This window comes from Paraburkholderia sp. GAS42, assembly GCF_050436565.1.
Classification (GTDB): Bacteria; Pseudomonadota; Gammaproteobacteria; order Burkholderiales; family Burkholderiaceae; genus Paraburkholderia.
Map to the genome: position 1 here is coordinate 37,454 of NZ_JBNDML010000030.1, position 15,715 is coordinate 53,168.

At 60.2% G+C, this 15,715-nt stretch carries 15 protein-coding genes and 6 pseudogenes; 11 read left to right on the forward strand and 10 right to left on the reverse strand.

Annotated features, from left to right (window positions below):
- Nucleotides 1–432: 432 nt before the first annotated feature.
- From P3T16_RS31310 to P3T16_RS31320, 3 genes are all read left to right on the forward strand, one after another.
- Nucleotides 433–588: a DUF3309 family protein gene (locus tag P3T16_RS31310; protein WP_429345189.1), complete on the forward strand. Its 156-nt coding sequence runs from the start codon at nucleotides 433–435 to the stop codon at nucleotides 586–588.
- Between the two features lie 124 nt (nucleotides 589–712).
- Nucleotides 713–889 (forward strand): CsbD family protein, encoded by a 177-nt coding sequence (locus P3T16_RS31315; RefSeq protein WP_429345190.1) that lies wholly within the window; start codon nucleotides 713–715, stop codon nucleotides 887–889.
- 98 nt (nucleotides 890–987) lie between these two features.
- A complete protein-coding gene (locus P3T16_RS31320; RefSeq protein ID WP_429345191.1) occupies nucleotides 988–1,380 on the forward strand; it encodes a PRC-barrel domain-containing protein in 393 nt (130 codons plus the stop codon).
- A gap of 354 nt (nucleotides 1,381–1,734) precedes the next feature.
- On the opposite strand, the pseudogene P3T16_RS31325 reads toward P3T16_RS31320, so the two are convergent.
- Nucleotides 1,735–2,217: pseudogene (locus P3T16_RS31325) on the reverse strand (BPSL1445 family SYLF domain-containing lipoprotein); the annotation flags it as partial.
- A gap of 598 nt (nucleotides 2,218–2,815) precedes the next feature.
- On the opposite strand from P3T16_RS31325, the pseudogene P3T16_RS31330 reads away from it, so the two are divergent.
- From P3T16_RS31330 to P3T16_RS31355, 6 genes and pseudogenes are all read left to right on the forward strand, one after another.
- Nucleotides 2,816–3,267: pseudogene (locus P3T16_RS31330) on the forward strand (ornithine carbamoyltransferase); the annotation flags it as partial.
- A gap of 12 nt (nucleotides 3,268–3,279) precedes the next feature.
- Nucleotides 3,280–4,247: pseudogene (locus tag P3T16_RS31335) on the forward strand (carbamate kinase).
- A 515-nt stretch (nucleotides 4,248–4,762) separates the two neighbouring features.
- Entirely contained in the window at nucleotides 4,763–6,229 is a 1,467-nt protein-coding gene (locus P3T16_RS31340; RefSeq protein WP_429345192.1) for a trypsin-like peptidase domain-containing protein, read from the forward strand.
- A gap of 204 nt (nucleotides 6,230–6,433) precedes the next feature.
- Entirely contained in the window at nucleotides 6,434–6,631 is a 198-nt protein-coding gene (locus tag P3T16_RS31345; RefSeq protein ID WP_429259013.1) for a hypothetical protein, read from the forward strand.
- 97 nt (nucleotides 6,632–6,728) lie between these two features.
- Nucleotides 6,729–6,908: a hypothetical protein gene (locus tag P3T16_RS31350; RefSeq protein ID WP_429259012.1), complete on the forward strand. Its 180-nt coding sequence runs from the start codon at nucleotides 6,729–6,731 to the stop codon at nucleotides 6,906–6,908.
- A 216-nt stretch (nucleotides 6,909–7,124) separates the two neighbouring features.
- Entirely contained in the window at nucleotides 7,125–8,063 is a 939-nt protein-coding gene (locus P3T16_RS31355) for a DUF1571 domain-containing protein (protein ID WP_429259011.1), read from the forward strand.
- A gap of 135 nt (nucleotides 8,064–8,198) precedes the next feature.
- On the opposite strand, the gene P3T16_RS31360 is transcribed toward P3T16_RS31355, so the two are convergent.
- The 4 genes from P3T16_RS31360 to P3T16_RS31375 form a co-directional block, all read right to left on the reverse strand.
- Nucleotides 8,199–8,501: a hypothetical protein gene (locus tag P3T16_RS31360; RefSeq protein ID WP_429259010.1), complete on the reverse strand. Its 303-nt coding sequence runs from the start codon at nucleotides 8,499–8,501 to the stop codon at nucleotides 8,199–8,201.
- 169 nt (nucleotides 8,502–8,670) lie between these two features.
- Nucleotides 8,671–8,847: a hypothetical protein gene (locus tag P3T16_RS31365; RefSeq protein ID WP_429259009.1), complete on the reverse strand. Its 177-nt coding sequence runs from the start codon at nucleotides 8,845–8,847 to the stop codon at nucleotides 8,671–8,673.
- Nucleotides 8,848–9,174 (reverse strand): hemerythrin domain-containing protein, encoded by a 327-nt coding sequence (locus P3T16_RS31370; protein ID WP_429259008.1) that lies wholly within the window; start codon nucleotides 9,172–9,174, stop codon nucleotides 8,848–8,850.
- A gap of 294 nt (nucleotides 9,175–9,468) precedes the next feature.
- The gene (locus P3T16_RS31375; protein WP_429345193.1) at nucleotides 9,469–10,089 is read right to left on the reverse strand and encodes a c-type cytochrome; all 621 of its coding nucleotides are present in this window, start codon (nucleotides 10,087–10,089) and stop codon (nucleotides 9,469–9,471) included.
- Between the two features lie 1,428 nt (nucleotides 10,090–11,517).
- On the opposite strand from P3T16_RS31375, the gene P3T16_RS31380 reads away from it, so the two are divergent.
- Entirely contained in the window at nucleotides 11,518–11,925 is a 408-nt protein-coding gene (locus P3T16_RS31380; protein WP_429345202.1) for a response regulator, read from the forward strand.
- Nucleotides 11,926–12,154: 229 nt separating this feature from the next.
- Here P3T16_RS31380 and P3T16_RS31385 read toward each other — a convergent pair.
- The 5 genes and pseudogenes from P3T16_RS31385 to P3T16_RS31405 form a co-directional block, all read right to left on the reverse strand.
- Nucleotides 12,155–12,304: pseudogene (locus P3T16_RS31385) on the reverse strand (IS6 family transposase); the annotation flags it as partial.
- A gap of 711 nt (nucleotides 12,305–13,015) precedes the next feature.
- Complete coding sequence (locus P3T16_RS31390) at nucleotides 13,016–13,252, reverse strand: hypothetical protein (RefSeq protein WP_429259005.1); 237 nt, start codon at nucleotides 13,250–13,252, stop codon at nucleotides 13,016–13,018.
- Nucleotides 13,253–14,154: 902 nt separating this feature from the next.
- The gene (locus P3T16_RS31395) at nucleotides 14,155–14,289 is read right to left on the reverse strand and encodes an entericidin A/B family lipoprotein (RefSeq protein ID WP_429259004.1); all 135 of its coding nucleotides are present in this window, start codon (nucleotides 14,287–14,289) and stop codon (nucleotides 14,155–14,157) included.
- A gap of 541 nt (nucleotides 14,290–14,830) precedes the next feature.
- Nucleotides 14,831–15,103 (reverse strand): annotated as a pseudogene (locus P3T16_RS31400) (SDR family NAD(P)-dependent oxidoreductase); the annotation flags it as partial.
- 141 nt (nucleotides 15,104–15,244) lie between these two features.
- Nucleotides 15,245–15,475: a hypothetical protein gene (locus P3T16_RS31405; RefSeq protein ID WP_429259003.1), complete on the reverse strand. Its 231-nt coding sequence runs from the start codon at nucleotides 15,473–15,475 to the stop codon at nucleotides 15,245–15,247.
- A 59-nt stretch (nucleotides 15,476–15,534) separates the two neighbouring features.
- On the opposite strand from P3T16_RS31405, the pseudogene sdhB reads away from it, so the two are divergent.
- Nucleotides 15,535–15,705: pseudogene (sdhB, locus tag P3T16_RS31410) on the forward strand (succinate dehydrogenase iron-sulfur subunit); the annotation flags it as partial.
- Between the last annotated feature and the right edge of the window lie 10 nt (nucleotides 15,706–15,715).

The following is a 15,715-nucleotide window of genomic DNA, read 5'->3' on the forward strand; positions in this document are numbered from 1 at the left end:
GGGCACGCAATGGAACCCTGGCGTGAAAGGGAGAAGTTTTTGTTCGCGACCGGACCGCTGCTGAACGGAATACCGCATTTTGGCTGGCGTGTTGCAGAGCGTCATCTGGATCGCGCCGAACGATCTCATGGCCGGCCAGAGTGCAGTCGGACTGACAGCCCGGGCATGCCCCCTGGCAGCCGTACCCCGGCACGCGGCAGTCGCGAACTCCGGGCGGAAAAAAAGAAATTCCGATGTCCACTACCGTACCGACAGCATGGCAAATCAATGCCAAGCTCACGCTGCAGGGCGGGTCTCGTCCGGATTGTGCGGATGCCGGTCAGCATCACTTTTAATTTTGCGGAGAAACCTCCGAAAGGCCAGAGGATTCAGTGCATCTGGCGAGAGAGCGGCGACAGGCTGGTTGAACACGGAGTCCGAAGGAGAGGTTCCATGCTGGGAACAATATTGATAGTCGTGCTGGTGCTGGTGTTGATCGGTGCGATACCGACCTGGCCGCACAGCCGTTCGTGGGGCTATATGCCCAGCGGTCTGTTAGGCGTTGCGTTAGTCGTTGTGCTTGTATTGTTGCTTCTGGGCCGGATATAAGCACGAAATTCCTGTCTGGATGATTCCTTCGCGGGTAGCCGTCGCCGGGCCGTCCCATAAGAAAACCGCGTGGCCTGCACGCGTCGAGAAGTTCGGTCATCCGTCATTTTCAAGGAGCAGTGTCATGAACAAGGATCAGGTGAAAGGCCGCGTCGAGGAAGCAAAGGGAAAGGTCAAGGAAGCTGTCGGCAAAGCCACGGGAAGCGAAACGACCCGGGTGAAGGGTAAGGTCGAAGAGGTCGCCGGCAAGACACGGGCCGCGTACGGCGATGCAAAGGAGCAACTGAAAAAGCAGCCGTAGGCTGTTCGTGCCGACAGGTTTTGAGGCGTCACGTAGTGCGGCAAAGTGCTCGCGTGACGCCTTTCCCAACGCATGTTTTTGAACCGCGGGGGTGCACGATGAAACGGGTTATCACGCTGGTATCGGCGGCTGTGCTCGGAACGGCCCTGATCACGGGAACGTTGTGGGCTCAGGGAACGCCACAATCCATCACGGCGAAACGCGTTGACGTCGTCCAGCTGGCGACGGGATACCGGGCCTCCAGGATCAACGGATCGCCCGTCTATAACCGCAACAAGGACAACATCGGAACGATTGACGATCTGATCGTCAGCCCAACCGATCGGGTTCCCTACGTCATTCTCTCGGTAGGCGGGTTTCTCGGAATGGGAACCCATCTCGTCGCTGTACCGTTTGGCAGCCTTCAGGTCGTCGACAAGCAGATGCGGCTGCCAGACGCGACCAGGGAGTCCCTGAAAGCGTTGCCCGAGTTCAGGTACGCGCCTGAGTAACGGCTGCCACCGGTTTTGATGCGCCGCCGCGGGCAGGCGTCGATCTGGGCGGCACCACCATGGACGAACGGTGAGGGACCATCATGGTCGGCATCGTCTCCGACACGCGGCCTTGCGTACTCGACTCGCCTCTTCGTCGCGTTATTTTCGAAGTGCTGGTGCCCGGATCCCGCCCGGTGTTAGTGACCAATCCTGACGTCGCGCGCGGCTTTCGCCGGCGCTCCAGACACCCAGACATATTGACACGCGAAAACCGCGAAAGAAGAGGGCGATGTCGTGAGACTGTGCATGACGTTCCGGCAGGATCGAAAACGCCACGCAGGCACGCCGGCACCGCCCCGCCTGTTTTGAGCGCTACAGTGACTTGAGCTTCGTGATCTTCGTACCCTCGAGCGTTACGCCGGCCATCAACCCGCTGTTCGTGAGCACGAATGCTTCGACCGGCGCGGTCGCGGTGGTGGTATCAATGTTCCCATTCGCGCCGACTTTCAGGACGGCCACTGACGCATCGCCGCCCACTGACCAGCCTTCGCTATTACGGAACCGGGCAAGTGCATCCTCGGTCATGAACAGGAAAATGATGGCTTTCGATTGCGCGCCGATCTGCAGCCCGACCGAGCCGGTCGTGGTGCTGTAATAGCCGACCGTGCTGCCGCCGACTCGCAGCGAGCCTTCGCCGTACTGGCCGCCGATCCAGAAGCCGGCGGCGATGACCGACGGGAACACGAGTACGCCACGGGCCTTGCCGACAAGTTCACGCGAGCCGTTGGCGGTGGTGTACAGGCGTGCAAGGGTCGAGTCGACGCCTGCGTCGATGGTGTGACGCTTGTCGGCCTGAAACGCTTCTGGATTTCGCTAGCTTGCAGCATGATGAAACTCCCCCTCGAAGGTACATTGCGGCTGACCTCTCGTTGCTCCTGTTGGTCCACTTTTCCCGCCCCCGGTCATCTTCCAGGTCGTCCGCGAGTCTGGCGTCGCGTTCCGGCCCCATACGATGCCTCTTTGTTTGCCGCGAATGCCCGCCTGTGCGTTCACCGCCGAACATCGCTTCAAAGAAATCACTGACGTCTGCATCCGCGCTTCGCCCGTTGCCTGTGCCGCTGAACTCGAAGCCTTCGTCCCAGTCAGGCTGCGGCTTAAAATCCTGGCCAGTTCTGCCGCTGGCGGCCCATCCGGTCATAGGCGCGTTTCTCCGCATCCTTGAGAACCTGATAGGCCTCTAGCGCAGCTCCTTGAATGGTTCGGTCGAATGGCCTGGATCTTCAACGTGGTCGAGAAGAATGGCGAGATCATTCTTCGATGTGCACTCGACCCTCTCGAGGCAACAGCGCGCGTATCGGAGATGCCGCGGTGGATGTTTGACCCAGTTATCTGCCGTCACATCAGATATTCAGTATGGCCAATTGCAGACTGCGAGGCGCTACGTGACCTGAGGCGCCTTTTGACCGATAAATCTCTGGCCGCACGCGATGATCTCAACGCCCAGTGCCGCGCGATCGCGGCCTCGACAGGCGCGCGCCTGACGCTGACCGAAGAGCCGCGCGAAGCGGTGAAGGGCGTCGACTTCATATAGACCGACGTCTGGGTGTCGATGAGCGAACCGTTCGAGAAATGGGGCGAACGCATCGACGAACTACTGCCTTATCAGGTGAATCCGGCGCTACTCATGGCAAGCGGGAATCCGCGCGTGAAGTTCATGCATTGTTTGCCCGCGTTCCATGACACGCAGACCGAACTGGGCAAGAAGATCGCGATCAATACAACCTCGCGAATGGTGTTGAGGTGACCGACGATGTCTTCGAGTCCGACGCATCAATCGTGTTCGAACAGGCAGAAAACCGGTTGCACACAATCAAAGCGATTCTAGTTGCGACGCTTGCCGGCTAAAAGGGGATCGCTATGCTTATTGTTGTGGCTCTAGGCGGAAATGCATTGCTGAGGCGCGGCGAGCGCGCGAGCGTCGGTGCACAGCGCGACAACGTCCGCCGTGCCGCTGTTCAACTGGCGAAGGCAGCGGCTGGAAACAGTCTTGTGATTGTCCATGGCAATGGACCTCAAGTCGGTCTGCTGGCGTCGCAAGGGATGACCGCGTCCGAATCCGAGCGCTTTCCTCTCGACGTGCTGGATGCGGAAACGGAAGGGATGATCGGTTACCTGATCGAGCTGGAGCTACGCAACCTGCTTCCCGGTGGGCGCGCTTGCGCTACGATGCTGACGATGGTCGAAGTGAGCCTCGCCGATCCGGCCTTCGCCCACCCTGACAAGCCGATTGGCGCAATATTCACCCAGGCCGATGCCGCCATCGCCACGCGCGACAAGGGCTGGACGATGGCACGTCATACCGCCGTGTGGTTGCCAGTGCGAAGCCCATCCGCATGCTCGAAGTCCAGGCTGTGCGCTGGTTGCTTGCGCACGGGGCCGTCGTTATTTGCGCGGGCGGCGGCGGTATTCCAGTCGTCGCGGAACCGGACGGGCGCCATCGCGGCGTGGAGGCGGTGGTCGACAAGGATCGTAGTGCCTCGCTGCTCGCCTGCGACATCGAGGCTGACCTGTTTGTCGTGGCGACGGATGTGGGCGGCGTCTACCTCGACTGGGGCAAGGCTTCAGCCCGGCCAATCCGCAACGCGAGCCCTGACGCACTGGGTGCGTTGGGCTTCGCCTCCGGCTCGATGGGGCCGAAGGTCGAGGCGGCGTGCGAGTTTGCAAGACGCACAGGACATCGCGCCGTAATCGGTGCGCTCGAAGACATTGACAAAATGGTGGCCGGCACCGCTGGCACGTCGATTCGATCGGGGCAGAACGGCATTGTGGAAGGTACTCCGGAGGGGGTGACCAGCAACAGTGCGACACAGGCGAACACTTCGTGACCGCAGTGACCGCAACCGCACCGGAAGCCGATTCGACGAGCCCAGCGAAAGCGCCTCCAAGCGGCGACGGCCTCAACTTCACCATAGGGTAGGGCGTCGCGGTCACCGCGGCTCGTGCGCTCATGCAGTCATTACCTCATCTCGTCGTCAGGGCGTGCCGCCTGACCAAACAGCGCATCCCTGATCCAGCCCTCGGGCGTGGAGGCCGCGCCAAAGCGGGGGCTCTACGCCGCGATTAACGTCGACATCGACCCGCCTGAACAGGTCTATTGACTCGATTCCTCACCATCCGCGTCCGTAAATCCGGAACGTGGATCGCATGGTGGGTCGCATGGCCGCTGTCAATGCGTTGGCCGTTGCAGATTTTTTCGTTTTCGTTTTCGTTTTCGATTTCATCGGTGCGCTGTGTCACAGTCGTCGGTTGCTACGCGCGAAATAATTTATCCACAGTGCCTGTTAGCCACCGGCGCCTCACGCGCCCGGCCCCGGCATAACGACCGCCTTGGAGGTGCGCTGTGTTCCACCAGACTTTTGCCCGCACCTTGTTCCGCGCTGCCGTGATAGCTGTATTTCTCGTTGGTTATCCGTGCCTGAAATCAACGGCGACTGCCGCGGGCGCGGCTCCGCTGCCTGCGAAGGAGAAGCGGGTTTCGCCGGCCAACGCTGCCGCGCCGGTCGACTTTCCCACTATCGTAGAGCGATACGGGGCCGCCGTCGTAAATATCAGCACGACGGCCCCGGAGCAGCAAACGTCGGCGCCAGCCTTCGTGGCGCTCGATCCTGGCGATCCCTTTTTTGCGTTCTTCAAGCGCGCGCCGCAGCAACCGCAGGAGTCTCAAGGCAACCCGCCAGGCGCGATATCGGGTGCGGGCTCCGGATTCATCGTTAGCTCCGATGGCCTCATTCTGACTACGGCTCATGTGGTGGATCAGGCCGACGAAGTTATGGTCAGGCTGACCGACCGGCGCGAGTTCAAGGCAAAGGTGCTGGCTGTCGACGCCCAGAGCGACGTCGCGGTGATTCAGATCGATGCCACGAAGCTTCCGACGGTCAAACTTGGCGACTCGTCGCGAGTGCGCGTCGGCGAACAGGTGCTGACGATCGGATCGCCCGACCGCTTCGAGAATACCGTTACCGCCGGCATTGTCAGCGCCACCTCTCGCACGCTCCCGGACGGGAGCAGTTTTCCGTTTTTTCAAACCGATGTCTCCGCCAACCCGGACAATTCGGGTGGCCCACTGTTCAACCGTGCAGGCGAGGTGATCGGCATCGACGTGCAGATTTATGCGGACTCAGACAGCCACCCCAGCCTGACCTTCGCCATCCCGATCAACCTGGCGGCCAAGGTGCGATCGCAGGTGCTAGCCCTGCATGCGACATCTCCGGGCGGCCTTGGCGTGGAGGTACAGGACGTCGGCCCCGGCCTGGCGGTGGCCTTTGGCCTGCCGCGACCGGCAGGTGCGCTGGTCAATTCCGTCGCGCCCGGCACACCGGCCGCCTCGAGCGGACTCAAGCCAGGTGACGTGGTCATCCGGATCGGCGACAAGACGATTGATCGCTCGGCCGAACTCGGCGAGGCTGCTGCTGCTTTGCCTCCTGGGACAAAAACCACACTCAAGCTGATCCGCAATCGAAGGCCGATGACAATCACGGTCATGGTCGGCGCGTCCGCGGAAAGCTCCAGCCCCAAAGCCCGACCAAGCGAAAGCGGCTCAGGGGATCGCCTGGGCTTGAGCATGCATCCGCTGAATGAGGACGAGCGGCGCGCGAGCGACCTGGCCGTCGGTCTGATGGTGGACGGAGTTGATGGGCCGGCGGCAAAAGCCGGCATCCAGCCTGGCGATATCGTCCTGTCGCTCAACGACACGCTGGTCGAAACGCAGGCGGACGTGACTGCGCTGGAAGCCAAGGCAGGGAAACAGGTAGCCGTGCTGATCCAGCGCAACCACGCGCGCAGTTTTGTTTCGGTCGAGGTTAAATGAACAGCGGGACGTGGGCAGCTTTGGTGGTGCGAGGAAACAGGGTTGCGCCGCAACGTCGCAAGACCGACGCGGGACCAGTGGTTAGCCGAGCGTTTCAGGGGCGACTGTGAAGACTTACCGCTGCGAGTGCGCGCCATTGCGTCGGTGAAAGGATCGGACGTTGCTTCATACTAGAATTCCTTGAAGACTTGGAAGGAGACGACCATGGCACAAGAGCTCAGCACCGAAGCGCAAGAAACGCTTCTGGAACTCAGCCAACGCGCGGCGAACGACCAACCTCTCATGGTTGGATGGGATATCCAGACCGAACTGGAAAAGCTCGACCTGATTTCGGCGGCCCCACACGGTGGGTGTCTGATCACAGAGAAGGGGCGAGCGTACGTGCGGGAGATGCACAATTGATCCGGCCGCGCGACGCGCGGCTGAAACCGTGCCCTAAGCGAGTCAACCCATGAATTGATCGTGCCAGGATTCCTCGAGACTCACGCAGGGACCAGCGATGTCCATCAACGCCATTGATGGAGTTCGCGTTGACTTCGTTGCTAGCCGCGTGACGCTTGTGCGCAGGGCGCTGGCGGATGCGCAAAAGATCATGTGGTTGGCCGACCCAAAGATCGCACCTGTGATCCACCGGACCTTCGCTTCGATAACCGTTCCATACTGGGATGATTCACGCTGAGGAGGCTTTACTGGTCGCTATCGTTCGATCGTCGCCACCGGACATAAGGAGCAAGGTCGCCGATGACTTCCCTGAGCACGTCGAAATCGCCGAGACGTCGCACTTGATCGACAGCCGATCGCGAAACGCGCGACGCGTTCAAGGCTCATGTCAGAAGGCTGCAGATCGTGCTTGCCTCGCTGTCTTAACGAAAAATCGACGAAACCGGGGTGCCACATGCTGGGTGTCGCCAAGACGTCAATCAAGTCCCGCGCCGCAGGGTTCGCGAGGCTCGCATTTCTAGCGCTCATATCGGCTGCAATGATTGTCGCGCCGGGGCATGCTGAGGACACGCCGACACCGGCGAGCCATCCAGCGCCGGCAGATCAGTCACCCGTCGCGATCGCACAGGTGGCTAGTCTGCCTGTCGAGCGCCAGGTCGCCTGGCTAAGCCGCGCCGCGCAAAGCGGTGAGCTCGAAAGATTGGACGACGCGCAACTGATCGAACTCTTTCAAGCGCTCGCGCCCGACACTGTGCCTCGCTACGTGCAGACGGGCATCACGCGCTACCGGGAATGCGAGTTCCAGACGTTCAGCCAACAACGCGTGAAAGGCAAGTGGCAGAAGAAGCCGGCTCACATGCTGGTCCGCTATCGTCAGGAGCCGCGGCAAGTCTATGTCAAGTGGCTGGCTGACGGCAGGAATGCCGGGCAGGAAATGATTTATGACGAGAAGAAGGACCCGGATCAGCTTTACGCGCATCCGGGTGGGATCCTCAACCTCGTGTCGTTGTGGGTACCAATCGATGGCGCTCGCGTCAAGGCGCAGTCGAACCATACCGTGCGTGAACTGGGTATAGACTATTTCACGGATCTGTTTCTGGCTGAACTGAAGAAGTATCGCGCGGCCGGCGTCGAGAAGCCCTCGGAGATCGAGGTGCTGAACGATCATGGTGCGCGCGTAGTGGCGTTCACGTGGGAAACACCTACCGGTCGGCCCGACTTCTATGCAAAGAAGGAGCGGCTCGGCCTCGACTTGCGGCAACCTTTTTTTCGCACGAGCGAAGCGTGGGACAACGATAAGGAACTCTTGGAGAAGTTTTCGTTCACGGAGGTGACGCCGAAACATTTCGACGACTCGGTATTCGATCCAAAGAATCCGGAGTACAAGTTCTGATCAACTGATGTGTGATGCGGGAGCCAGACACCCACACGGCTATTCAATTCGGGCAGGCACGACAGCCTCTGGTCGACCATAACGAGACAGTCGGCGTTGCTGAAAGCGGACCTGGCCGACCCCGCAGAACTCGCGCTACAGCGCGTACTGCAAAGCCAGGTCGAAACCGATGACGACTAGCGAACAGCCGAGGCCTGCGAGGAGATTCGCGACCCGATGTTCGAAATCGTGATCCCGGCTCATCCACGCCCCAATCAGGAAAATGCCTTCAAAGACGACCTGGAGCGCAACGAACACAAGCATCAGCAGAAACTCGTAGCCCATGAACCTGAAGTTCGCGAAGTTCATCCCGTAGTCGAAGACCCACCTGCCCACCCTATGCACCTCATACGCCAGCAACAGGATCGGAAAGAGGTAACTGGCAACATAAGTCGGCACGCTTGCGTGCCGCAGTTCCAGGTGAAAGTGACGAGCATCTTGCGTATCCCCTCCCGCGTCGGCGTTTGGTGCTCAAAAGAACTCTTTGTTCAATTACGCGGCCACGGATCCCGCTGATCCGCATTTGCATCACGTGACCGGCCGCCCGTCGAAAAGCGCAACCGAACTGCTAACTTTCCGTCTCCGGGATCGTATTGACGATCATCGAGAATAATTTGCCGAGATCGTCTTCAAGTTTTACCCCGACGAATGGATCGCGATTTGCTCCAAAGGCGGCGTCGACCTCCGCCCAGTCTTCCTTTGTCAGAAGACGTCTGGCGGCCGGCAAAATCAACGTCTCTTCCATTCACCGGTGGTCTGCATAGAACTCTGCATATTCATCCACCACGGCTCGTAGCTCCCGAAGTGCAGGGGCACCCTTCAGTTCATACCGGGTCAGCGCGTGCTCGATATTTCTCAACTTCATGTCACCTCGAGCGTGCTGTGACTCCAGTTCCGCAAGGACATAGTCAAACTCATCTGTCCGATCCCGCAGCGGCGTGAACAGGTAACGATCCTCTTTAGTATGGTGCACCTGCTGAGGGTACTCGCGGATGTAATAAAGCATCGCCCGTAACACCATGAGGCCCGGAGCGGGCGTACCTGCTGCCAGCAGACCCACAAAGCGCCGCATGCCCCCATAACGGTCGACATCTGCTCGTGTTCATGAAGGATGACGGTTATGGCATTACGTGGTCCCAGAGACTGCATATCAAACTCCGCAGCAGTACACGAAAAGCATTGGCGAATCGATTTGCAGCTTCACGCCCGTGGCATGAGCAGGAAGCTGCACCGATACCTTAATGCTAGTCATCCTCCGCTCGACATCAAAGCGCACTAACGCCACAGCCTTGATGGAGATCAACGGCTGTGCGGACAGGGTGGCGCATGGGGTCAGCGCCCGTCGACCGCATAAATTGGCAACTGCTTATCTGGATTGCAGATAGGCCGCAACCGCCTTGGCCTGGTCGGCGCTCAACGTATGCGCGACGGCGGTCATCACGGGCGCGTTGCCGCGGGTACCGTTCTGGAAAACCTCGATCTGATGCAGCAGATACTCCTGATGCTGCCCTGCGAGGCGCGGAAACGTACCGGCCCCCTGGGCCTGCGCGCCGTGGCATGAAGCGCAAGCCGGCACGCCCTTGTCCGGCACGCCGTGTTCGAAGATTTCCTGCCCCTTGGCCATCAAGGTGGGGTCACCCGCCGCGCCCCGGGTTGCGGCCTGATGCGAGTAGTAATCGGCCAGCGATTTGACGGCTGCCTCGTCCAGCAGTGCGGCCATGCCCCACATGTAATCGCGGGCAGCGGTTTCGCCACGCGCGTGTTCGTGGAATCCCTTGAGCTGGGCTTCGATGTATTCAGGTGTCTGGGCGTTGAGCTTCGGAAACATCGGCGATTCGCTGCGCCCGTGTACGCCGTGGCAGCCAGAGCAAATCTGCCCGGCAATGCGGGCGCCATCCTCGGCTTGTGTGAGGGCTGGGATCAGGGCGATGCCAGCGGCGGCAAGTAGCGCGACCGCGGAAATCCGGGGAGCAAATATCTTTTTCATGGACGTTCTCGTCAGGCTGAGCGGATTGAAAATATCAGTGGTCGGGCCATCTGGTCAGCATATGAGCTATCCAGGCTCGGCGCGCAGAGAAAGTTGAAGGCAGGCGTGCGGTTTCACACATACGAAACGGCGCGGGTAATGTTCCCCATCAAACTGGAGGGCAACGAGGGGCGCGCAATACGTCAAGCGAATCGACAGCCGCAAACAGTTGCGTGGTTTCGAACGTCGATTCCACCGCTCGCAGAGCAGCAGCATCGACCGGGCCGTACGGGGTGGTATTGATTTCGGACATGGAGCGCCTGTCTCTGGCATTCGTGGCGCGGTGCCGATCATTCACGACAGCGCGCAGGCCCGTTTGGCGCTGGCATCCACGTTCTCCAGCCGGTCCCAACCTGGGGACGAAGGCTCGTCACTGATTGGTCGTCGCTTTAGTGACGCGCATCGCCGAGAGGCAGAGCCGGTCCTAGCCAGCAAGCGCGACCGAAAAGGTTCATTTTCGTACTGCCTTGCTGTACAAAAAAGGTCGCTCATTAAGGGGTTGATGCGGCCTGAACGCACGGCTCGAGAGCCGCTGTCGGCCTGAAAACAACCATACTGCGAGGGCGACAAATCTGCCTGTACGATTGTGGGCGCGTTCATCGGCCAGACTTAAGCGCCACCTCAATCCCTCCACCGCAATAGACGACCGCGGCATATTGCCCGTGGCACAAGTTGGCGCACCAGTCTCTCGCGACGTCACTCCTTCGAAGCGGCGCCAGAGATCCGCTTAGCGTGCGGTGCCGTGAGTCTATCGAGGCAGTTCAGAGTTACGATGATGAGAAGCAGGGCTAATACGACAAGCTGGCCAACCAGAAAAACCGGCACGGCCAATATGGCCCACAGCGCCAACCTGAGCATCTCTCCTCCCTGGATTTTGTGATCGGTCGGCGGAAGCTGGCGGCGACCTTAGCGGCTCGTTCCGAAGGCTTAAAGCGAGCCCTCGAGAACATCATATCGCAACCCGTCAAATCTGTTTGTACGGTAGTGGACGCAGGCCGTCGACGGGCTGGGAGACGCGCCAAGCGCAGCGCTGACGCCCAGAGAGCGACCAATGAGGCCCGCAAAGCCGTTGCAAGGCTGGAGGGTCGATCGCGAAGTGTTGTCAGGCCGAAGCTGGAGAGAAACGCCAAAGAATGGATGGCGAGGTGTGAGGGCGTGCGCAATCGGGCGACGGAACATATGCTCCTGGGTTTCGATACGGGTGGGAAGCGAGCAGCCGCAGTGTATAGCCTCATCGGTTTGTGCAAATTCGCCGACGAACGGCCCTATCGCGCGAAACATGAAGGCCACAACTGCGTGGTTGCGGCGTAGGCTTTGCCTGCTGAACCCGCACGCCCCTGCCGGAGCGCGCTGGTTCGAGTTTTCTGAAATGTATAGCACTCCTGATCTATATCCGGATCGCCAAAACATGAAAGTCCCGCTCGTCGACGACCACGAGGACACCGCCGACACGCTGGCCGACATCGTCACCAGCGCTGGTCATCAGCCCTTCTTCGCGTACACGGGGGCGATGCGCTTCAGATCGCGGAGCGCGAAATGCCGGAACGCGTGTTTCTCGACATGTCGCTGCGGGACATGGATGGCACCGACGCGTGCGCCGCATTGCGACAACACATGGTACTTTACGGCAGCCGGATCATTGCGATCACCGGAAGCTCCGGATTCCACACGGCGCATCACGCCGCGCGGTTCGATGCCAGGCTGATCAAGCCATCTCGCTGGAAGCGTTCGAGCGCTATCTGCGTTGGAGTTTTCGCGTCCTCCACCCGGCCAACCCTCGATAAAGGGGCGATGTGATTATCAAGGGCTATGTCGAGCCCCCTTCTTTTTATTCTGCGATGCAAAACGTTGGCGTCGCAGGCTTCCTATGGGGCTCTGTCGCAATAACGCAGTCCGCTATGATGTGCGGAACAAGATGAACGACAGAAAGCTCGATGAAGACGTTGAATCCGACCGTGGCTGGGGTATGAACAAGGTAGAGCGCTTATGCTCTGCAGAGGATAAACGCTCTACCTTGTTCATACCCCATCATCTCCTCCAGATTACGTAAGCTGAGCGAGTAGGCGACGTACCACCGTACGCATAGCAACATCACCTCGAGCGGATAGTGCAGGCGCTTCAGCACCCGGGCAATGCCTGGTGCAAGGCTCTTTCGCGGCGTTTGCGTCTTCTTGATCGGCCTGCCAAAGCATATTTTGTCAGCCCCGAATTCTATCCTGCCGCCTTGATGCGACAAAACCACGCAAAGTGCATGACCGTCATTTTGCCGGCCAGTCTGCCGGTCGCTCGCCAATAGCCCATTCGTTCGGCGGATGTCCATCCGCCGTGTTCTGGTACATCCAGTTGCCGCAGACTGTGCAGTTCCAATTGCTGCTGACCTTAGTCATGTTGCCCAGCGGACCGAACGCACTGATACCTGAAGCGGCGAGGTCGCCGTGTGGCGACACACTCGATGGCTTTCCAACCAGTTCGCGGCAGGCATTGCAAGGCTGCATATATGTCTCCGACGAATTGTTTTGAGGAATCGTAGCATGAGATTCTTCGAACGAAATCGACCGCTGCTGATAGTTGTCGCGATTGCCTTTTCCTGTCGATGCACGGCACAGGAACCTGTGTTTTCACCTCGACGGTCTCGATGTGGACAGCTGGCGGGATGGGCTGCGGCTGCGTCGCGCACCCGGGCACAGCAAGCAGCGCGCAACGCAGAACCGCGCAGGCGATCGAGTGGTCGTCAAGCCGAACAGAACGGCCTGATTACGCCATCCTGGATGCCGGCCATGATCGCCTCTGTCGTGGTTTTCGGGGAGTCGTGGTGCGCGACGAGGGCAGCACACGCGGCGCGTGCAAGGCCCTCACTGCGAGGTACAACACGATCCGCAGTTTGCGTCTACTCAGCGGGGCCAAGGATTACATCGATAGCGGCCTGGCCGGCGATCTCCGCAACAAGGTAGGCCCAGCGACGGGAAAACGGTCCGCCCCGGATCTTGATGCGCTCGCCAAGCGCTGCTACGCCGGAAGGCTTGATGGGTCCTTCGATACGGAACCAGACGTCGAACATGTCCTTCGACGTGGACAGCAGATCAACGTGAATTTCGAATCCGCGATATTCGACCGTTCGTTGCATGAAGACCTCCGGTTCCGGCACGGCGCAAGACGGGCAAATCAATAGGTTGGCCTGTTTTTCTTCTGCCATCAGACGCACGTCGCCCGCATCTTTTGCGGCGGCGGCTGTCGTGGAATTCTCCCCAGAAACAATCGATCTCCTGAGTTCGCTGGAGGTAAGGTTCAGGGAGCGTAATCACCCGAACATAGCCGCCCGCCTGCCCGGCAGTTTGAACCAACGCCTGCAGCTTTCTGGCATGTGCGAATCCCATGATGGCCTCCCGGCAGAGAGGCGTTTGGAGAATCGAGCAGACAACAGTGTCCGATCCGTTTCAGCAGCGCCATGATGCCGGTCATTCTTGAGGTCTGTGGGACGGCTGCGTTTTCAAAAAGGCGAATGTGCTGAGCATGTGTCAATGCCACGCGCGCGCTGGCCTTCAACCGCAGCCGTCTGCCGATATCGTCCGACGAACTGGGCTCATCGCGGCGAGGGATGAAATTGGACTTCGATCCCGAGTGGCTGACTCAAGGCAAGCGCCGCATGCGCACCGTGAGATAGCGCCAAGGTACTGGTCATTCGCCGCAGGCGACCTGGTTTTCCCCCTACGCGTGAGTGTTGCCACTTGGCACACAGTGCGCTCGTGATCTCGTAGCACGAATGTCCGTTTGGTCACGTCAGTTGCGGCTTTGGTTCAGCACACGTCTGTCGCTGCCAGCCGCAGCGAGGTTTCGCAATTGCTGAAAACCCTGCGGGCGACATCGGCAAAGCGACGTCGGATCAAGTCCACGAACTTGTCGAAAGGGTAACAACGTCGTCAATGTCGGCCGTGGAACTGGCGACTCCATCACGCCCGACTCATGCGTGCCGGGGCGCTCGCCGGTGCAGCGCGGTGTCGAACGGCTGGCGAGTGGCGCCAGCGTCGTCTATTTGGCTTGCTCGGCCGAGTTATGGATGGCCTGGCCGCCTTTCGATATGTCCTCGCCCGCGCCCGCAACGGTGTTGCAGCCCGCGAGGAGCGCGGTGGCGACGATCAGAAACAGAGCGATGAATCGCATCATGTTGTCCCCTTCGACAGGTTCCTGGTGCCGGCAGCGGTGGCGAGCCGGATACGCATGGGTACCGTGAGCCCATCGGGGCCAGCACGGGCACTCGGCATGAATCTTATTGTAAGCGAAACGCGGACCAGCGACGGCGTCCAACCCACGTAAAACTCGCGGCTCGAAACTCATGCGGCACCGTGGCAGGAGGAACTTTTCTTCCGGATGCATGCGCCGGGCGTGAGTATGCCCGCTTCCGGGGTGGTCCCCGCACCGGAAGCCGGTCGTCTATTACCTGCAGCCCAATGACATGCGGGATCCCATTCCGGCTCCGTCCGCTCGCATCAACTCGTCCAGCGCGTCCGTTGCCATCGGCACAGATACGTGCCTGGGCGCTTTGCGCAATCGCTGCTGATAGCGGCATGTCTGCGTGGTAATGCCGACTTGATCGGCAACGCGCTCGATTGTCTCGCCGGCAAGCAACAATTGGCCGGCTTTGATCGTTGGTCCGGATCACCGCACCCCAGTTGACCCTGTGCAGCTTCCTGAAGCTTGCGTCTCATGTACTGCCCGCGTTGTTGAGCAGGATGTCGACCGGGCCGACGTTCATGACTTTCTGCGCGCAGCGCTGACAGAAGTCATAGGCGGCGACGTCGACTGCATAGGCGTGCAATGGACGATCATCCGCGGCCATCCGTGCGAGCCAGCGCTCGACGCCGGCATTGTTCGGTTGGGGGTGACCACCACCGTGTAACCCGCGTCATGGACTCTTGACGCTGATGGCTTCGCCGAGTCCACCCATTCCGCCCGTCACCACGACCAGCTGCTTTGACATGATCCAATCTCCTCCACGGGGGCAATGGTCAAAGAGGTCCGGTGAGGGCCCCCACCGCCAGTCGCCTGCAGGCGGGGTGCCGTGAGCGACCCGTTGGCTCCGTCGTGTCGCGACGACGAAAACGGCCGGCCATGTTCCTCGTTATTTCTTCGCGGCCCGCGACGCCTGCTCGACGGCACGTTGGGTCGCTTTCGTTGCAGCGGCGGTCGCCACGTTGAAGTTGCTTCCGGCGACTTGGACCGCTTGCCGGGTGGCCCGCTGGACCGTTTCGTACAGCATACTGGTGGCCGTGATGGCCGACTTTAGTGCCGCGACGGCCGCTTCTGACCCGACCGGCGCGCTCTGCGCGACATTGTCGAGCAGCGTTTGCACCCGGCGGTTACGACCCGAGCCGCAGTGGTGCGACGCCGGTGCGGCTGCTCGATGTCGACGTCGATTCGCGCGATATGGCCACGGAAGCGCGACTGGACGAGCTCGAAGATCCGTACTGACTCTTTCGTTGCCGCATCATTCTGAACTGCACAGACATCTGCCCGAAAAATCTGAATCCTGCCTATGCAATCGGCCAGATCAGAAGAATGCTCGCGCGCCGCGCAGTGTGATGCCAGGCGA